Raw genomic sequence first — 16,770 nt, 5'->3', positions numbered from 1 at the left:
TTAGTTGTTAGATTTGAAACGCATTACCGACTATGGTAATGCGTTTCTTAATTATAAATTGTTATGTCAAAGTCCAAAAAATCAAAACTATTTAATATTTTAATTTTTGTTGTTATCTTGTTGATGATTATACCTCAAACGAGACAACCCATTCAAGTATTTTTGCAAAAAGGAATTGCAATGGTTATAAAACCTAGCGTAATTGATGCTTCGGAAAGATTAAAACTCACAAACTACGACTGGACATTAAAAGATTTGGAAGGAGAAACTTTTGATTTTTCTTCTGCGGAAGGAAAGGTGATTGTGATTAATTTTTGGGCAACATGGTGTCCACCTTGCATTGCAGAAATGCCAAGTTTAGATAAGCTATATCAAAACTATAAATCTAATGACGATGTGATCTTCTTGTTTGTTTCAAATGAAGAAACTGATATCATACGTAGTTTTATTAATAAGAAAGCATACAGCTTCAATGCTTATCAATCGTTAACCAATTATCCTCAAGAATTTAATGTATCTTCAATACCAAGAACATTTATCATAAGCAAAGAAGGAGAAATTGTTGTTGATAAATCTGGTGCAGCAGATTGGAATAGCGAGAAGGTAACAAAGACTATTGATGGTTTATTAAATAATTAGATGAAAGTATTTATTAGAATAATTGTTGTGATTTTGACGTTTGCATTTCTATTGAATTGCTCAACAGAAAAGACTTTAGATTTTAAAAATCAAACTTATGATGATCTTGTTTTAAAAGCTGAAAAACAACTATTAATAAAAGAATTTGATTCTGCAAACACCTATTTTAATGGTGCTTTTTCATTAAAATCTAAGATGTTAGCCTTTGATATGAACAATGCATTAGTTTTAACTATTAAAACCAAAGATTGGAATCAAGCTTTAATTTGGTCTGAACGCTTAGCTAAAAAAGGAGTTAGTCTTCCATATTTCAAGAAAAATAGTTTTAAAACATTTCATGAAACTGAGCAATGGGAACAATTTATTGGAGCTTTTGAAAGCTATAGATCATATTTTGAAAATCATTCTGATAAAGAAATGACAGATTCATTAGAGATTTTAATGGATATCGATCAACAAGCGTATTGTTTATTGCCTTCAAAAAAAATAGATTTATCCAATGTTTTTGATAAGACGGTATTTTTAGATTCATTGTTATCTAGATTAATAAACAATAAAGGGTTTCCTTATGAAGAGAAGGTTGGTGTAATTGTTTTTGATGATAGTTTAATTAGCCCTGTAATAAAGTTTCATGGTTTATATAGACATAGTTATCAAGCTAATTCTAACTTAGTAAAAAGTATTTTGAGTGATGCAGTTGAAAATGGCGATCTAAAAAAAGCTTTATATGAGAATTCATTGATTGGTGATAATATGGATTATGCACTCGTAGATTGTAAGATTTATGAATCTAAATTTGCAAAACAATCTTCAATTGAAAACTTCTTTAAGGAGAAACTGATTTTTCAAAATTCTAGTGATACTGACTTTAAATTTTATGCACCGTTATCTATATTTAGTTTTGACTCAGAAAGTCATTCTGATAACATGATGTCAATGTATAGTTTTATATGTGATTACAAAAATTGTAAAGAAGAGAATTAAAGCGTTTTAAAAAAAGCCTTAATAAAACTCCAAGAAAACAGTGACATCATAATTTTAAGTTCTTCACCAAATGTAGAGTCTTCATCTAAAAACCTGAACATGGTTTGCACTGAGTTTTTAGCATAGAAACTCTCAAAAATCCATTCACCTTTGTGGTTATCGTCCTTGAGAACTTTTAAAAACACTTTGTCATAAAACTTATATTTTCTTTGGAATAATCCTTTTGATGGTATTCGTCCAGCTTTTAAGTTGTCAATTATTATAGCGACTTTTTTTTCGGTGTTTTTAAAAGAATAACCTGTTGACCCTTTTACCCATCCACCTCCTGTGCCAATTTTAGTAATTTTTTTAGTGTTGAATTTTGAGAAGTTGTAATTAGTCATTGGGATTTGACCAGTTTCGGTTTCTAAAATAGAGTAGGAGTCTATTTTTAAATACGCTTTAATGTAGGTTTTTATATAATCGTCGTAAACAGATTCTGCAACTGTTTGTTCAGTAAAATAAGTAAATTCTACTAAAGCCTCAGTTTTTGAAAACGGTAGAACGTATGTAAATGTAGTTTGATTTCCGTCTTTGAGACGATAATCCATCATGGTCACTTTATCTTCATCAAAAACGTTTGTTTCTGTTTTTATAACTAAGCCTTTAAAATGTTGAACAATTGTAATACTGTTGCCTTTTTCCGAAGAAAAGTCTTTAGGTACTCGACTATCAAAAACATGAGTTGCTGTATATGAATTATTAGTGGTTGTAACTGTAACTTCATCTTTTTCTATTGCAGAAGTTACGAGCTCAACAATAAAATAAATATTATCCTTTAGATTGAGTTGTGCTTTAGCTTCCGTATAAAAATCTATAGCACGTATTGTTTTGTAGGAGTAAGGCTTGAGATTTAAATTGGTCGTTTTTTTGGAAGTAATTATAGAAGCCTTATTCCAAGATTTATGAATAATTGCATTCCATTGTGATGGTTCAGTTTCCCAAAAACTCCATGTTTTATCGTTGGTAGACTTTTCTGAAGGATCAATTAATGCAATTTTTTTGTTGTCAAAGCACGTTTCCGAAGCTAATTTTAAAGCTAGTTGGAGTCCTGCTAATCCATTTCCTATGATGATAAAATCGAAATGGGAAGGCGTTGTCATAGATGAGATAAATTGCTTATTTTTTGAAATATTTGAAAGGTACAAATAACATCCCAAAGCACTCGCCATCTCCTTTTCCCAAATGCTTATGGTGAATTTTGTGAGCACGTCTTACACCTTTAGCATACCAGTTATTTGCGTTTCTAAATAACTTAAAACGTTGGTGAATAAAAATATCATGAACTAAAAAATATGCTGCACCATAAGCCATAATACCCAGACCTATTGGTAAACAGTACCATACATCTTCATAGCTCCATAAGTAAAAACAGGTCATACTTACAATGGCGTAAAATATAAAAAAAGCATCGTTACGTTCAAACCAGCTGTCGTGATCTTTGTGATGGTGGTCTTTATGTAAACTCCATAAAAAACCATGCATGACATACTTGTGAGTAAACCAAGCCATAAATTCCATCGTGCTAAACACACCTAAGAAAATTAATATCCAAAATACTGTCTGCATGTGATTACAATAGGTTTAATTGATATTTGACATAACTTCTCGTGAGTAACTCAATTTTTTTATAGTTTGGCACTCTTATTCTGGTTGATTTAATTTCTAAAGCAGGTGTTTTCTTTAGTTTTTTTAATAATTGACTATAATATCTATAGGCTACAAAAACTCCAAATTTAGCTTCAATAGGTAAACGTTTAATTCCTTCAAGGCCATTAGTGAAATCATTTTCAATATCAGTTATTATGGCTTGTTTAGATATTTCATCTAGATGATTTAAATTTGTATTTGGAAAATAAGACCGACTTAAATCTTCAAAATCTGCTTTTAAATCTCTTAGGAAATTTACTTTTTGAAATGCAGAGCCTAAACTCATAGCAGAGTCTTTTAGTGATTCATATTTTTCATAGTCGCCTTTTACAAACACTTTTAAACACATGAGTCCAACAACATCTGCAGAGCCATAGATGTACTCATTATATTCATCATCAGATAAATAAGTGCTTTTATGTAAATCTGTACGCATACTTTTCATAAATGCATCAACGAGATGTTTGTCTATATTGTGTTTATGATATGTTTCTTGAAATGAGTTTAAAATAGGATTTAAACTAATTTTTTGTTCAAGAGCGAGCTCTAAATCTCTAGAGAAATTATCAAAAAGCATTTGTTTATCATAATCATGAAAAGTGTCTACAATTTCATCTGCGAATCTTACAAACCCATAAATATTGTAAATGTCTTGACGTATAGAATTTGACAACATTTTTGTTGCAAGAGTAAAGGATGTACTGTAAGACTTTGTAACAGTCTTACTACACTTGTGAGAAACAGAATCAAAGATTGACTTCATATTAATTGCTGTGGTGTTTTTTAATGAGCTCAGCTACTAATTTTCCTGAAATTAGTGATGGCGGAACTCCTGGTCCTGGAACCGTTAATTGACCTGTGAAATATAGGTTTTTTACTTTTTTGCTTTTTAATTTGGGTCTTAAAAATGCGGTTTGTAAAAGCGTGTTTGCCATTCCATAAGCATTTCCTTTATATGAATTATAATCCTTAATAAAATCATTAACGCAAAAGGACTCTTTAAATATAATATTTTTTTTGACGCTTTGAGAGGTTAAATTTTCAAATCTGTCAATGATTTTGTTAAAATATAATTCTCGTAAGTCTTTAGTGTCTTCTAATCCTGGAGCTAACGGAATTAGGAATATACCAGCTTCTTTACCTTCAGGAGCAGAACTTGTATCTGTTATAGATGGAAAACTAGCATAAAATAATGGATCGTCTGGCCATTTAGCTTTGTCGTAAATATCTTTAGCATGTACATCAAAATCTACATCAAAAAATAAGGTGTGATGGTTGACATTTTTTAGTTTTTTATCAAAGCCTATATAAAATAATAGTGATGAAGGCGCAAATGTTTTTTTCTCCCAAAAGTTTTCAGAATATTGCACATACTGAGAATCCAATAAGGTTTCTGTGTGATGGTAATCTGCTCCACTCAAAATAATGTCACTTTTATATTCAATACCATTTGAAATCAAAGAAGTTGCTATACCATTATCTACGATGATTTTATCAATAGAGTTTTCTGTTAGGATTTTTACACCTAAGCTTTTTGCCAAGGTTTCCATAGCAAGGATCACTTGGTACATTCCTTTTTTAGGGTGAAATGTGCCAATACCAAAATCGGCATAATTCATAAAACTATAGAATGATGGTGTGTTATCTGGTTTTGCTCCTAAAAATAACACGGGAAATTCGAGAATCATAGCTAACCTATCATTCTTAAATTCTTTTCTAACATCTTTTTTTATAGTACTAAAAAACTGACCTATTTTTTTTATGGTCACAGGAGTTACTAGCTCAAATGGAGAAACACCAGGTCTATAGACTAAATCTTTAATGGCAACGTCGTAATTATTTTGAGCGTTATCAATGAATTCCATTAATTTTTTTGAGCTGCCTTTCTCTTCATTTTCAAATGCTATGCAAATTTTTTCTAAGGTATCCTCAATAGTGATGTAATCCTCTTTTCCGAAGTAAACACTGTAAGCAGGATTAAGTTTTTCTAAAGTATAATAGTCTTCTGGTTTTTTATTGAAATCTGCAAAGAAACGCTCAAAGACATCTGGCATCCAGTACCAAGTTGGACCAATATCAAACGTGAACCCATCTTTTTTTAATTGTCTAGCACGACCTCCAATAGTTTTGTTTTTTTCAAAAATGGTAACCTCGTAGCCCTCTTTTGCTAAATAGCAAGATGCAGCAAGGGCTGAAAATCCAGAACCTATAATAGATATGTTTTTATTCATTGTTTAACAAATGTAGTACAAAGTTAAACAAAACTAACTTTTACTGAAGTTTTTTATAAATTTTTAACTAAATTTTCGATAGAGTTAAAAGATGTTACCTGCTTAGGAAGTGTTTTTAAATCGAAATCATTTAACATTCTTCCTAAAACCCATAGTTTAATAGATTTTTTGATTAGTAACTTTTCTGAAAATTCTTTGAGATAATCTACAAGATATTCTTTCTCAGGTTTGACTGTGAAATAAGATAAGAACGTGATGTCATCATAATAGTTAAGAAGGTCTTTTAAACTATCTAGAGGGACGCTTTGCCCTAAGAATATAGATTTATATCCATTGGCTATTAATTGGTAATTAATAATCATTAATCCTAATTCATGTACTTCATTTTCGGGAAGATATAAAACAAAAACTTTGTCGCTTTTAATTTGACTTTGAGATTGAATGTTCTCAGTATTAACTAAAATTTTCTGTCTAATTAAAGACGTTAAGAAGTGTTCGTGTGCTGGAGTTATGGTATCGGTTTGCCAAAGCATGCCAATTTCAGATAGTAATGGAATAAAATCTTGATAAAACATTTCAAGAAATGATTTCTCTTTTATTAAGGTCTCATAGGTATCATAAAAGAGTTTTTGGTCAAAATTTAACATTGACAGTTTAAATATGTCAATTGCATGATTGTTTGTGAGGTCACTTTGGGCAACCTCTTTCACTAATATTGGTATTTGCTTTGCATTAAGGGATGCAATTTTAGATATTTTGTAACCATTACTATTTAAATAACTAATATTTAAAAGCTTTTGAAGGTTAGCTAAGCTATAGTATCTAATATTTGTATCTGTACGTTCTGGTTGGAGTAAATTGTATCGTTTCTCCCAAATTCTAATAGTATGTGCTTTTACTCCTGTTAGGTTTTCAAGATCTTTTATACTAAAAGTACTTTTTATATTGTTCATTTTTAATTTAGAAAGGTTAAACAAAAATAACGTTTTTTTGGAGAGAGAGCTAAATTTTTATTTTTTTTAATACTATGCCTAATAAAAACAGTCACTAGATTTTAAAAAAAAATATAGAATATAAAATTAAAAATACTCAAGATAGCACTGAAGCTTTTACGAAAATGTGATTTGGATTTGGGGAGATTAAAAGTGCGCACGAGAAGACTCGAACTTCCACGGACTAATGTCCACCAACCCCTCAAGCTGGCGCGTCTACCAATTCCGCCACGTGCGCATTATTTCAATAAAGGTAAAAAAAAAGTTAAGCGAATGCTTAACTTTTTTTTATTGTGACCAGTCTGGGGCTCGAACCCAGGACCCTCTCCTTAAAAGGGAGATGCTCTGCCAACTGAGCTAACTAGTCAATAAGTTTCTCTAACGAGGGTGCAAATATAAAACGATTAATTAATAAACCAAACCTATTTTTAGAAATTTTTTTGTTTTTTTGTTTAAACATTAGTTATGTTTTTAAAAATCAATTTATAAGAATAATATGATACTTTTTTTAGTTGGGTATATGGGATCTGGTAAATCAGTAATTGGCAAGAAATTAGCTAAAATTTTAAATTATAATTATATTGATTTAGATGATTATATAGAAGAAAAAGAACATGCATCAATAAAATTAATATTTGATACTAAAGGTGAAATTTATTTTAGAAAAGTTGAAAGTCTTTATCTAAATGAATTAATTGGTTTAGATAAGACAGTGGTTTCTTTAGGAGGAGGAACTCCATGCTATGGCCACAATATGAAATTAATTTTAGAATCTGAAAATGCATTAAGTATTTATCTGAAAGCGTCTATTCCAACATTATCATATAGGTTATTTGAAGAAAAGTCTAAAAGACCATTAATCTCACATTTACAAACTAAAACTGAGCTTAACGAATTTATTGGAAAACACATTTTTGAACGAGCACCATTTTATGAACAGTCAAGTTTGAGTATTAAAACAGATGGTTTAATGATAAATGAGGTCGTAGATAAATTAATTCTAAAACTATTTTAAATAAGCTTGATGTGTTTTGCTTGTTAAATCAATCTCAACATGTTCATGAAGAGATGTTGATAAAGAAATCCCTTTAAAATCTGCTTTTACGGGATACTTTTTATGATTTCTATTCACTAAAACAGCGGTTTTAAACTGTTTTAAAGGCACGTCTAAAAAATGTTTTACGCCGTAAATTAAAGTACTTCCAGAGTTTAATACATCATCTATTAATACTATTGATGTATTTGAGTATTCATTTTTAGTAAGTGAAGTTTTTATGTCACCCAGTGGATTCTTTTTATCAATCGTAACCTTACAAAGTATTGGTTTAACATCAGAAATGTTTTCTAAAACTTTTTTCAGCTTTTTGGCAAGAATGAATCCATTATCTTCTATTCCAGCAAGAATTATTTCATTCTCATCAATATTACATTCATAGATTTGATAAGCAATACGTTTTATTTTATGTTGAATTTCCTGATGATCTAATATAATGTTTTTAGTAATATTCATAGGTGATTTCAGTTTCATCAAATATAAAAAAGAGTTTTCTTAATCGTCCTTTAAATTTTAGATATCTTCTTCTGGAGTGTCGTAAAAATCGTCAATATCCCTACGATCTTTCTTTGTAGGTCTTCCAACGCCTTTTTTTCGATAATAATCTTTAGAATATTTAAGCAAATCCTTAGCGTCAAAAGCTTCTTTTGGAGTAACATCTGTGACATATAAATTTACAATTTTAGCTCCAACACGACTTTCTGGTATGTCATTAACTATTAATTGATAGTTGATTTGGTCTTTTCTAAAATCTATTTTATCAGTCGCATAAACATCTCTACTTGGTTTAACTACTTGACCATTGACCTTTACATGACCTTTTTTACATGCACTAGTTGCAATACTTCTTGTTTTACAATATCGAGTGCACCAAAGATATTTATCTATTCGCATATTAAAACTGTGAAATTGACGTTAATTGTATTGTGCAAAAGTATTATATTATTGTATCTTGCGCCTTAAAAATAAGCAATATTGAACAATTCAAATTTTATTTGAATTAAAGAAAAATTAATCACTATGAATTCTAAATACATAATAATCTTAATTGTTGTTTTGACTGCAACTTTTGGAGCTTGTACTCCAGATGAAGTTGATGTAGTTATCATACCAGCTCGTGATAGAGGAGAGCAACAAATCATAGACAATGATTCACTTTTAGATTATTTACAATCACATTATTATAACAAATCTTTTTTTAGTGATCCTAATGCGAATTACTCTAAAGATGATATTATTATTTCAGATTCACCGACAGATGGTGAAGGTAATCCTAACGAATTATTGATGAATGATGTTGTAATGTATACAGCTACTTATCAAAGTCAAGATTACGAATATTATGTTTTAGATTTAAATCCAGCATTATTTGAAGGTGATGGCGGACCTAAACCTAATTTTACAGATGATATAAGTATTAGTTATACAGGATCTGTACAAGATGGTGATGTATTTGATAGTACGGTAAACCCAACAACATTAGATTTGATAGGAGTTATTCCTGGTTGGAGAGATGTAATGCAAGATTTTAAAACTGCAGAAAGTGGACCAATCATTAATGAAGACGGAACATTTAGCTATGATAATTATGGCTTAGGTGTTATGTTTTTACCTTCAGGTTTAGCATATTACAATACTCCACCTTATACGATACCTGCATACTCTAACTTGATTTTTAAGTTTGAATTATATGCTTCAGAACCAAACGATCATGATAATGATGGTGTTTATACACATTTAGAAGATCTTGATTTTAATGAAAACATTACAGACGATGATACTGATGGTGATGAAGTCCCAAATTATATCGATCCAGATGATGATGGTGATGGCGTGTTAACAAAATATGAAGATTTAGATAACGATGGAGATCCAACTAATGATGATTCTGATATGGATGGCATACCAAATTATTTAGACGAAGATTCTACAGAAAGTAATCAAATAGATAGTTAATAGGATATCTATTTGTCATACAAAACAAAAAAAAGACGCTCTTAGCGTCTTTTTTTATTCAATAGATTTTCTATAACATTATAATGAAATAGACAAACTCAAAATTAATTGATCTGGTCTTGTGTCAATTCTACTTACAACTCCTGCACCTAAATTGTTTCCAATAAAAGTACCTTCGTTTTCGCTAAATCCTCTTTCATATCTTAAGTCAATACCAACTTTATTAAGGTTTAATCCAATACCAAAGTTTAAACCAACTGAAAACTCATCTTCGACATTATCGATATTTATACCATCAAATTCGGTATCAAGAATGTATTGAAACGATGGTCCGGCAAATACACTTAAAGGTCCAATTACTTTAACACCTACAAGTAAAGGTGCATCGATTTTTTTCATAGTGAACTCATCACTATCATAATCACTTTTTGTACTCGTGTACATCAATTCTGGTCTGAAATATAATTGGTTTCCAATTTTTCCGAAGACACCAATATGATATCCAACATTGCGATCTGGATGTCGCGCATTTTCACCAATAGATTCAAAATAATCTCCATTGGCATTATAATTAAGTCCACCTTTAATACCAAATGAACTCCCGTTTTGTGCTTGAGCACTAAAACAAAACAACGTTAATAAAAACGTACTAATAACTAATTTTTGCATAATATTCGTTTTTTGTGATTTGGATTTTTAAACTCATCTTAACTTTTTATATTACTAAAAAAACGGATTAAATTTGTTCATATTTTTCAGCTATTTTCTTATCCATAGCGACACTATGACCTTCAAAAATAGTTTCAACTGAATAAATTTCCTCTCATTTTCGGTTAAGTACAAAAAATCAAGATGAGTTTATATTATCAAAAACGTTGCCAAACGAAAATTATTTCTTTTATTCTGAAATTTGCCAGATAAGAATAATAGGTATAAACAAAAAAATCTAGCCGATTAAAGCTAGATTTTAAAGTCTTAATTCTATTGAATTAATTAAGTCAATTCATTATTTTCTTTTAATGACTTTTTCCGAAGCTTTTATAATAGCATCAGCATTTAATCCGTATTTTTCCATCAATTGCTCTGGTGTACCAGATTCTCCAAATGTGTCGTTAGTTCCAACAAATTCTTGAGGTGCAGGTTTATGTAATGATAATACTCTCGCAACACTTTCTCCTAAACCACCCAATATATTGTGTTCTTCGGCAGTAACAACACATCCTGTTTTAGTTACAGAATCTATAATAGCTTTGTCATCTAGAGGTTTTATGGTGTGGATATTTATAACTTCCGCAGAAATTCCCTTTTCATTTAATGTCTTTGCAGCTTCCAAAGCTTCCCATACCAAGTGTCCTGTTGCGACAATTGTAATATCTGTCCCTTCAGTTAATTTGATAGCTTTACCAATTTCGAAGTTTTGGTTTTCTGGAGTAAAATTTGCAACTTTTGGTCTTCCAAAACGTAAGTAAACAGGACCATGATGTTTGGCGATTTCAATAGTAGCAGCTTTGGTTTGATTGTAATCACAGGTATTAATTACAGTCATTCCTGGTAGCATTTTCATTAAACCAATATCCTCAAGAATTTGGTGTGTTGCACCATCTTCTCCAAGTGTTATTCCTGCGTGAGATGCACATATTTTTACATTTTTATCAGAGTAGGCTACACTTTGTCTTATTTGATCATAAACACGACCAGTAGAAAAATTAGCGAAAGTTCCTGTAAACGGAATTTTTCCTCCAATTGTCATTCCTGCTGCAAGACCAATCATATTAGCTTCTGCAATTCCTACTTGAAAAAAACGTTTTGGATGATTTGCTTTAAAATCGTCCATTTTTAAAGAACCAATTAAATCTGCACATAATGCAACAACGTTTTCATTTGTTTGACCCAATTTTGTTAATCCGGCTCCAAAACCTGAGCGTGTATCTTTATTTCCTGTATTTGTATATGTTTTCATGTTTTTCTAGATTGTGATGGTTAGTAGTCTCCTAATGTTTCTGGATTTTGAGACAATCCTTCGGCTAATTGTTCATCGTTAGGCGCTTTTCCGTGCCAAGCGTGTGTGTGCATCATAAAATCTACACCATTACCCATTACTGTATGTAATAATACACATACAGGTTTCCCTTTTCCTGTTAGTGACTTTGCTTTAGCCATTCCTTCTAAAATAGCATCTATATCATTTCCTTTTTCAATATCTAAAACAGTCCAACCAAAAGCTTCAAACTTGGCTCTCATACTACCCATTGGTAATACAGTATCTGTAGATCCATCAATTTGTTGTCCGTTTAAATCTATAGTAGAAATAATATTATCTACGTTATTACCAGCAGCATACATGATGCCTTCCCAGTTTTGACCTTCTTGTAACTCACCATCACCATGTAAACTATATACTAAATGGTTATCACCATTTAATTTTTTAGTTTGTGCAGCACCTAGAGCGACGCTAAATCCTTGACCTAATGATCCTGATGCGATTCGTACTCCAGGTAAACCATCGTGAGTTGTTGGATGACCTTGTAGTCTTGAATTAATTAATCTAAATGTGTTTAACTCTTCTACAGGAAAATATCCAGATCTAGCCAAAACACTATAAAAAACAGGTGAAATATGACCGTTTGATAAAAAGAATAGGTCTTCACCAATTCCGTCCATATCAAAAGTATCTTTTCTATCCATGATATCTTGGTAGAGTGCTACGAAAAATTCGGCACATCCTAATGAACCTCCTGGGTGACCAGAGTTTACTTTGTGAACCATTCGTAAAATGTCTCTACGAACTTGTGTTGTTAAGTCTTGTAATTGTTGTGTATTTGGCATATAAATAGAGTGAATATTTTAAGTATCAAAAGTAAAGTTTTCGTAAAGGGAATCAAAAATAGAATGACTGCACTTATTAACGATTTTAGTCAGTTGCTAACAATTTTTATTCAAAATAAATATGAATTGTAGTTTTTAAGTTTCCGAAGTCATAATTTTATTAAATGTTTAAGACCATAATACATTGAGATAATTATCTTTGCCCACTTACGAATACGTTTTATGAATTTTGAATTAAAAGCAAGTGATCCTCAAAGTAAAGCAAGAGCTGGTGTAATTACAACAGATCATGGTCAAATTGAGACACCTATATTTATGCCTGTTGGTACTGTTGCATCTGTTAAAGGTGTTCATCAACGCGAACTTAAAGATGAAATCAATCCAGATGTCATTTTGGCTAATACCTACCATTTATTTTTAAGACCTCAAACGCCTATTTTGGAGAAAGCAGGAGGTTTACATAAGTTTATGAATTGGGATCGTAATATTTTGACAGATTCTGGAGGTTACCAAGTCTATTCATTATCTGATAATAGAAAGATAAAGGAAGAAGGTGTGAAGTTTAAGTCTCATATTGATGGAAGTTATCATGTGTTTACTCCAGAAAATGTGATGGAAGTTCAACGTAGTATTGGTGCAGATATCATCATGGCATTTGATGAATGTACACCTTATCCTTGTGATTATAATTATGCTAAGCGATCCATGCATATGACACATCGTTGGTTAGAACGTTGTTTAACACATTTGGATAAAACGCCTTTTACATATGATTATGAGCAGACGTTTTTTCCAATAGTTCAAGGAAGTACTTATAAGGATTTGCGTCAGCAATCTGCAGAATATATTGCAAACGCTGGAGCTCAAGGTAATGCCATAGGAGGATTATCTGTTGGAGAACCTGCTGAAGAAATGTATGCTATGACAGATGTTGTTTGTGAAATTCTACCATGGGACAAACCACGTTATTTAATGGGAGTTGGGACACCAATAAATATTTTAGAGAATATTGCTTTAGGTGTAGATATGTTTGATTGTGTGATGCCAACGCGTAATGCTAGAAACGGAATGTTATTTACAGCTCACGGTTCTATAAATATCAAAAACTTAAAATGGGCAGATGATTTTTCTCCTGTTGATGAAATGGGTATTACGTTTGTTGATTTAGAATATAGCAAAGCATACTTAAGACATTTGTTTACTGTAAACGAATTATTAGGAAAACAAATAGCAACAATACATAATCTAGGGTTCTATTTGTGGTTAACTCGAGAGGCTAGAAAACATATCATAGCTGGAGATTTTAGAGAATGGAAAGATAAGATGGTGAAACAAATGGATAAAAGATTATAAGTGAAAATACTCGATTGGTACATATTAAAACGTTATCTGTTTACATTTTTAATGATGTTATTACTGTTTATTCCTATTGGGATTACAGTAAATCTTGCTGAGAAAATTGATAAGATTTTAGAACAAGAAGTCCCTTTTGGAGCAGTAGCACAATACTATTTAGATTTCACGATTTATTTTGCTAATTTATTATACCCTATATTTTTATTTATATCTGTAATTTGGTTTACCTCTAAACTTGCAAATAATACAGAGATTGTTGCCTTTTTAAGTTCTGGAGTATCTTTTTGGAGATTTTTAAGACCTTATATGATTGGAGCTACAATTATTGCTGGTTTAGCGCTAATTATGGGATTATACCTTGCACCAAATGCAAGTAAAGGGTTTAATGAGTTTAAATATAAGTACCTTAAAAAAAATGCTCAAATTACTCAAACCACAAATATTTACCGGCAAATTAATGATAATGATTATATCTATGTAAGTAGTTTTAATCCAGTTACAAAACGAGGTAGTAATTTTACTCTAGAACATTTTGAAGGTAATAAAATGACGTATAAGATTACTGCAACTTCAATTGTTGATCAAGACTCTACTTACCGATTAATAAATTATACAAAACGTGTCTTTGGTGCAGATAATGATATCATTGAGACGTCAAGGAGAAAAGATATGGAGTTTGAGTTTGATACAGATGATTTAACTCCAGAAGAATATATCGCCGAAACACTTCAATATGGAGATCTTATAAAGTTTATTGAGAAAGAAAAGGGAAGAGGATCATCAAACATTGGTCGTTATGAAGTCGTGAAATACAAAAAATGGAGCTTGCCAGTTTCGGTATTTATTTTAACTATCATAGCCGTTTCTGTATCCTCAATTAAACGTAGAGGAGGTATGGGAATTAATCTAGCTTTTGGGATTACAGTTGCCATGATTTTTGTATTTTTTGATAAAGTATTTGGTGTGATGGCAGCACAATCTAGCTTTTCTCCAATAGTGGCTGTATGGTTACCTAATGTTGTTTTTGGTATCTTAGCTGCTTATCTGCTGTTCAATGCCAAACGCTAAGTTTAAAAATTATCTCCATTTACATTTTCTAGTTTTTATAGCTGGTTTTACAGCTATTCTTGGAGAACTAATTTCTATTGGATCTACTGCATTAGTTTGGTATCGTATGCTCATTGCAGGTGTGTTGATGTTTTTGTATATCAAAATGATTAAGCTGAAAATTCAAGTTTCAACTAAAACTAAGCTTAAATTTTTTGGAGCAGGAATCATCATTGCATTGCATTGGATTACTTTTTTTGAAGCCATCAATCAATCCAATGTTTCTATAACCCTAGCCATGTTTTCTACAGGTGCTTTTTTTGCTTCTTTTATTGAACCCTTAATATATAAACGGAAGATTATTTGGTATGAAATTATCTTCGGAATGATTGTCATACTAGGCGTTTTTCTAATCACACAAAGTGAAATCAAATACTTAAATGGAATTTTATTAGGCATTTCCTCAGCCTTATTCTCAACATTATTTGCTGTCATTAACGGAAGATTTATTGCAGAACATCGTGCTACAGTTATATCGTTTTATGAATTTATAAGTGGTGTTGGATTTCTATCATTATTCATACTGATATTTCAAGGTGGTTTTTCTACGGAATTTTTCGTTCTATCAACATCAGACTGGATTTATATTCTTATCCTAGCATCTATTTGTACAGCCTATGCTTTCATCGGTTCTGTAGATGTGATGCGGCATTTAAGTCCGTATACAGTAATATTAACTTATAATCTAGAACCTTTATATGGTATCGCTTTAGCTTTGTTTTTATTTCCCGAAACCGAAATAATGAGTACACAATTTTATTATGGAGCTTTCTTGGTGTTAGCCACAGTTATAGCAGATGGAATTCTTAAAAATTACAAGAACCACAAAAACAAAAGAGCCTTATCAAGCAAAACGGATTAAAGTTTTTATATTTGTATTAACTAATCAATGACCAACTAATAACTAATAATAACAAATCAAAATTTCTATGGAATATTTAGATTTTGAATTACCAATAAAAGAACTTCAAGACCAACTTGAGAAATGTCAGATAATAGGCGAGGAGAGTGAAGTTGATGTTACACAAACGTGTAAAAAAATTGAAAAAAAGCTACTCGAAACTAAAAAAGAGATCTATAAAAATTTGACTGCATGGCAACGTGTACAACTTTCTAGACATCCAGAAAGACCTTACACATTAGACCATATTAAAGCGTTATGTGGTGATTCTTTTTTAGAATTACATGGCGATCGAAATGTTAAAGATGACAAAGCCATGATTGGTGGTTTAGGTAAGATTGGAGATCAATCTTACATGTTTATCGGACAACAAAAAGGGTTTAATACAAAAACACGACAATATAGAAATTTTGGGATGTCAAATCCAGAAGGGTATCGTAAAGCATTACGTTTAATGAAATCTGCTGAGAAATTTGGTATTCCTGTAGTGACTTTAATTGATACACCAGGTGCTTATCCAGGATTGGAAGCAGAAGAACGCGGACAAGGAGAAGCAATAGCAAGAAATATTCTAGAGATGACACGTCTTAAAGTCCCAATCATAACAGTTATAATTGGAGAAGGTGCATCTGGAGGTGCTTTAGGTATTGGTGTAGGAAATAAAGTATTGATGTTAGAAAACACGTGGTACTCTGTAATTTCACCAGAATCTTGCTCTTCAATTTTATGGAGAAGCTGGGAGTATAAAGAACAAGCTGCAGAAGCTTTAAAATTAACATCACCAGACATGAAACGCCTAAAGTTAATTGATGAGATTATTAAAGAACCATTAGGTGGAGCACATACAGATAGACACGCCACATTTTTAGCAGTTAAAAACGCTATAGAGAAAAATTATGAAGCCCTTAAAAACTTATCACCAAAAGAATTAGTAAATCAACGCATGGAAAAATACTTAGAGATGGGAGTTTATAAAGGCTAATCCTTATAAAACATAGGCTTAAAAAAACTGAAACTTTTTGTTTCGGTTTTTTT

Annotated in this window: 18 protein-coding genes and 2 tRNA genes; 8 read left to right on the top strand and 12 right to left on the bottom strand. The window is 31.1% G+C overall.

Translation table 11 applies throughout. The features are described 5' to 3' along the window. Window positions 1–63 precede the first annotated feature (63 nt). Both WNY78_RS03730 and WNY78_RS03725 read left to right on the top strand, forming a co-directional pair. Window positions 64–639, top strand: coding sequence for a TlpA disulfide reductase family protein (locus tag WNY78_RS03730; RefSeq protein WP_342871844.1), 576 nt, complete (start codon window positions 64–66; stop codon window positions 637–639). Next, window positions 640–1,623 carry a hypothetical protein gene (locus WNY78_RS03725; protein ID WP_342871843.1) on the top strand — a complete coding sequence of 328 codons (984 nt, stop codon included), beginning with the start codon at window positions 640–642 and terminating at the stop codon, window positions 1,621–1,623. Here the strand turns inward: WNY78_RS03725 and WNY78_RS03720 are convergent. The 7 genes from WNY78_RS03720 to WNY78_RS03690 all read right to left on the bottom strand — a co-directional run bounded on the left by WNY78_RS03720 (window position 1,620) and on the right by WNY78_RS03690 (window position 6,902). Next, window positions 1,620–2,765, bottom strand: a complete 1,146-nt coding sequence (locus WNY78_RS03720; RefSeq protein WP_342871842.1) for a lycopene cyclase family protein — start codon at window positions 2,763–2,765, stop codon at window positions 1,620–1,622. The two genes, WNY78_RS03725 and WNY78_RS03720, sit on opposite strands and share 4 nt — an antisense overlap. Before the next feature lie 16 nt (window positions 2,766–2,781). Continuing rightward, window positions 2,782–3,231: a beta-carotene hydroxylase gene (locus WNY78_RS03715; protein ID WP_342871841.1), complete on the bottom strand. Its 450-nt coding sequence runs from the start codon at window positions 3,229–3,231 to the stop codon at window positions 2,782–2,784. A gap of 4 nt (window positions 3,232–3,235) precedes the next feature. After that, window positions 3,236–4,075, bottom strand: coding sequence for a phytoene/squalene synthase family protein (locus WNY78_RS03710; RefSeq protein ID WP_342871840.1), 840 nt, complete (start codon window positions 4,073–4,075; stop codon window positions 3,236–3,238). Window position 4,076: 1 nt separating this feature from the next. Next, window positions 4,077–5,543 carry a phytoene desaturase family protein gene (gene crtI, locus WNY78_RS03705; RefSeq protein ID WP_342871839.1) on the bottom strand — a complete coding sequence of 489 codons (1,467 nt, stop codon included), beginning with the start codon at window positions 5,541–5,543 and terminating at the stop codon, window positions 4,077–4,079. Between the two features lie 53 nt (window positions 5,544–5,596). Further along, on the bottom strand, window positions 5,597–6,496 hold the full coding sequence (locus WNY78_RS03700; RefSeq protein ID WP_342871838.1) for a MerR family transcriptional regulator: 900 nt from the start codon (window positions 6,494–6,496) through the stop codon (window positions 5,597–5,599). Window positions 6,497–6,689: 193 nt separating this feature from the next. Continuing rightward, window positions 6,690–6,773 (bottom strand) — tRNA-Leu (locus WNY78_RS03695). A gap of 56 nt (window positions 6,774–6,829) precedes the next feature. Next, window positions 6,830–6,902 (bottom strand) — tRNA-Lys (locus WNY78_RS03690). Between the two features lie 129 nt (window positions 6,903–7,031). On the opposite strand from WNY78_RS03690, the gene WNY78_RS03685 reads away from it, so the two are divergent. Continuing rightward, complete coding sequence (locus WNY78_RS03685) at window positions 7,032–7,550, top strand: shikimate kinase (protein WP_342871837.1); 519 nt, start codon at window positions 7,032–7,034, stop codon at window positions 7,548–7,550. Here the strand turns inward: WNY78_RS03685 and WNY78_RS03680 are convergent. Together WNY78_RS03680 and WNY78_RS03675 are read right to left on the bottom strand one after the other, a co-directional pair. After that, window positions 7,542–8,045 carry a phosphoribosyltransferase family protein gene (locus WNY78_RS03680; RefSeq protein WP_342871836.1) on the bottom strand — a complete coding sequence of 168 codons (504 nt, stop codon included), beginning with the start codon at window positions 8,043–8,045 and terminating at the stop codon, window positions 7,542–7,544. The genes WNY78_RS03685 and WNY78_RS03680 overlap by 9 nt on opposite strands. A gap of 57 nt (window positions 8,046–8,102) precedes the next feature. Beyond that, window positions 8,103–8,483 carry an RNA-binding S4 domain-containing protein gene (locus tag WNY78_RS03675; protein ID WP_342871835.1) on the bottom strand — a complete coding sequence of 127 codons (381 nt, stop codon included), beginning with the start codon at window positions 8,481–8,483 and terminating at the stop codon, window positions 8,103–8,105. A 126-nt stretch (window positions 8,484–8,609) separates the two neighbouring features. Between WNY78_RS03675 and WNY78_RS03670 the strand changes: the two genes are divergently transcribed. Continuing rightward, window positions 8,610–9,545, top strand: a complete 936-nt coding sequence (locus tag WNY78_RS03670; RefSeq protein WP_342871834.1) for an FKBP-type peptidyl-prolyl cis-trans isomerase — start codon at window positions 8,610–8,612, stop codon at window positions 9,543–9,545. Between the two features lie 78 nt (window positions 9,546–9,623). Here WNY78_RS03670 and WNY78_RS03665 read toward each other — a convergent pair whose 3' ends face one another. The 3 genes from WNY78_RS03665 to WNY78_RS03655 form a co-directional block, all read right to left on the bottom strand. Beyond that, complete coding sequence (locus WNY78_RS03665) at window positions 9,624–10,214, bottom strand: outer membrane beta-barrel protein (protein WP_342871833.1); 591 nt, start codon at window positions 10,212–10,214, stop codon at window positions 9,624–9,626. 337 nt (window positions 10,215–10,551) lie between these two features. Next, window positions 10,552–11,505 carry a transketolase C-terminal domain-containing protein gene (locus WNY78_RS03660; RefSeq protein ID WP_342871832.1) on the bottom strand — a complete coding sequence of 318 codons (954 nt, stop codon included), beginning with the start codon at window positions 11,503–11,505 and terminating at the stop codon, window positions 10,552–10,554. 20 nt (window positions 11,506–11,525) lie between these two features. Next, the gene (locus WNY78_RS03655; RefSeq protein ID WP_342871831.1) at window positions 11,526–12,371 is read right to left on the bottom strand and encodes a transketolase; all 846 of its coding nucleotides are present in this window, start codon (window positions 12,369–12,371) and stop codon (window positions 11,526–11,528) included. A 222-nt stretch (window positions 12,372–12,593) separates the two neighbouring features. Here WNY78_RS03655 and tgt point away from each other — a divergent pair, with 222 nt between their 5' ends. From tgt to WNY78_RS03635, 4 genes are all read left to right on the top strand, one after another. Continuing rightward, complete coding sequence (gene tgt, locus WNY78_RS03650) at window positions 12,594–13,724, top strand: tRNA guanosine(34) transglycosylase Tgt (RefSeq protein WP_342871830.1); 1,131 nt, start codon at window positions 12,594–12,596, stop codon at window positions 13,722–13,724. Next, window positions 13,725–14,795 (top strand): LptF/LptG family permease, encoded by a 1,071-nt coding sequence (locus WNY78_RS03645; RefSeq protein ID WP_342871829.1) that lies wholly within the window; start codon window positions 13,725–13,727, stop codon window positions 14,793–14,795. Further along, on the top strand, window positions 14,782–15,696 hold the full coding sequence (locus tag WNY78_RS03640; protein WP_342871828.1) for a DMT family transporter: 915 nt from the start codon (window positions 14,782–14,784) through the stop codon (window positions 15,694–15,696). The genes WNY78_RS03645 and WNY78_RS03640 overlap by 14 nt, the downstream gene beginning before the upstream one ends. A gap of 67 nt (window positions 15,697–15,763) precedes the next feature. Then, complete coding sequence (locus tag WNY78_RS03635; RefSeq protein ID WP_342871827.1) at window positions 15,764–16,717, top strand: acetyl-CoA carboxylase carboxyltransferase subunit alpha; 954 nt, start codon at window positions 15,764–15,766, stop codon at window positions 16,715–16,717. Window positions 16,718–16,770 lie beyond the last annotated feature (53 nt).

Source organism: Psychroserpens sp. AS72 (genome assembly GCF_038900375.1).
Lineage (GTDB): Bacteria > Bacteroidota > Bacteroidia > Flavobacteriales > Flavobacteriaceae > Psychroserpens.
Note: the sequence above shows the minus strand (reverse complement) of the source record. Positions and strands in the feature narration are given on the sequence as shown.

What these genes read in the sequence shown, in the direction of transcription:
- WNY78_RS03685 (WP_342871837.1), top strand. Translation starts at nt 7,032, where the DNA reads ATGATACTTTTTTTAGTTGGGTATATGGGATCTGGTAAATCAGTAATT.
- tgt (WP_342871830.1), top strand. Translation starts at nt 12,594, where the DNA reads ATGAATTTTGAATTAAAAGCAAGTGATCCTCAAAGTAAAGCAAGAGCT.
- WNY78_RS03665 (WP_342871833.1), bottom strand. Translation starts at nt 10,214, where the DNA reads ATGCAAAAATTAGTTATTAGTACGTTTTTATTAACGTTGTTTTGTTTT.
- WNY78_RS03640 (WP_342871828.1), top strand. Translation starts at nt 14,782, where the DNA reads ATGCCAAACGCTAAGTTTAAAAATTATCTCCATTTACATTTTCTAGTT.
- WNY78_RS03655 (WP_342871831.1), bottom strand. Translation starts at nt 12,371, where the DNA reads ATGCCAAATACACAACAATTACAAGACTTAACAACACAAGTTCGTAGA.
- WNY78_RS03715 (WP_342871841.1), bottom strand. Translation starts at nt 3,231, where the DNA reads ATGCAGACAGTATTTTGGATATTAATTTTCTTAGGTGTGTTTAGCACG.
- WNY78_RS03710 (WP_342871840.1), bottom strand. Translation starts at nt 4,075, where the DNA reads ATGAAGTCAATCTTTGATTCTGTTTCTCACAAGTGTAGTAAGACTGTT.
- WNY78_RS03730 (WP_342871844.1), top strand. Translation starts at nt 64, where the DNA reads ATGTCAAAGTCCAAAAAATCAAAACTATTTAATATTTTAATTTTTGTT.
- WNY78_RS03660 (WP_342871832.1), bottom strand. Translation starts at nt 11,505, where the DNA reads ATGAAAACATATACAAATACAGGAAATAAAGATACACGCTCAGGTTTT.
- WNY78_RS03725 (WP_342871843.1), top strand. Translation starts at nt 640, where the DNA reads ATGAAAGTATTTATTAGAATAATTGTTGTGATTTTGACGTTTGCATTT.
- crtI (WP_342871839.1), bottom strand. Translation starts at nt 5,543, where the DNA reads ATGAATAAAAACATATCTATTATAGGTTCTGGATTTTCAGCCCTTGCT.
- WNY78_RS03675 (WP_342871835.1), bottom strand. Translation starts at nt 8,483, where the DNA reads ATGCGAATAGATAAATATCTTTGGTGCACTCGATATTGTAAAACAAGA.
- WNY78_RS03680 (WP_342871836.1), bottom strand. Translation starts at nt 8,045, where the DNA reads ATGAATATTACTAAAAACATTATATTAGATCATCAGGAAATTCAACAT.
- WNY78_RS03670 (WP_342871834.1), top strand. Translation starts at nt 8,610, where the DNA reads ATGAATTCTAAATACATAATAATCTTAATTGTTGTTTTGACTGCAACT.
- WNY78_RS03700 (WP_342871838.1), bottom strand. Translation starts at nt 6,496, where the DNA reads ATGAACAATATAAAAAGTACTTTTAGTATAAAAGATCTTGAAAACCTA.
- WNY78_RS03635 (WP_342871827.1), top strand. Translation starts at nt 15,764, where the DNA reads ATGGAATATTTAGATTTTGAATTACCAATAAAAGAACTTCAAGACCAA.
- WNY78_RS03720 (WP_342871842.1), bottom strand. Translation starts at nt 2,765, where the DNA reads ATGACAACGCCTTCCCATTTCGATTTTATCATCATAGGAAATGGATTA.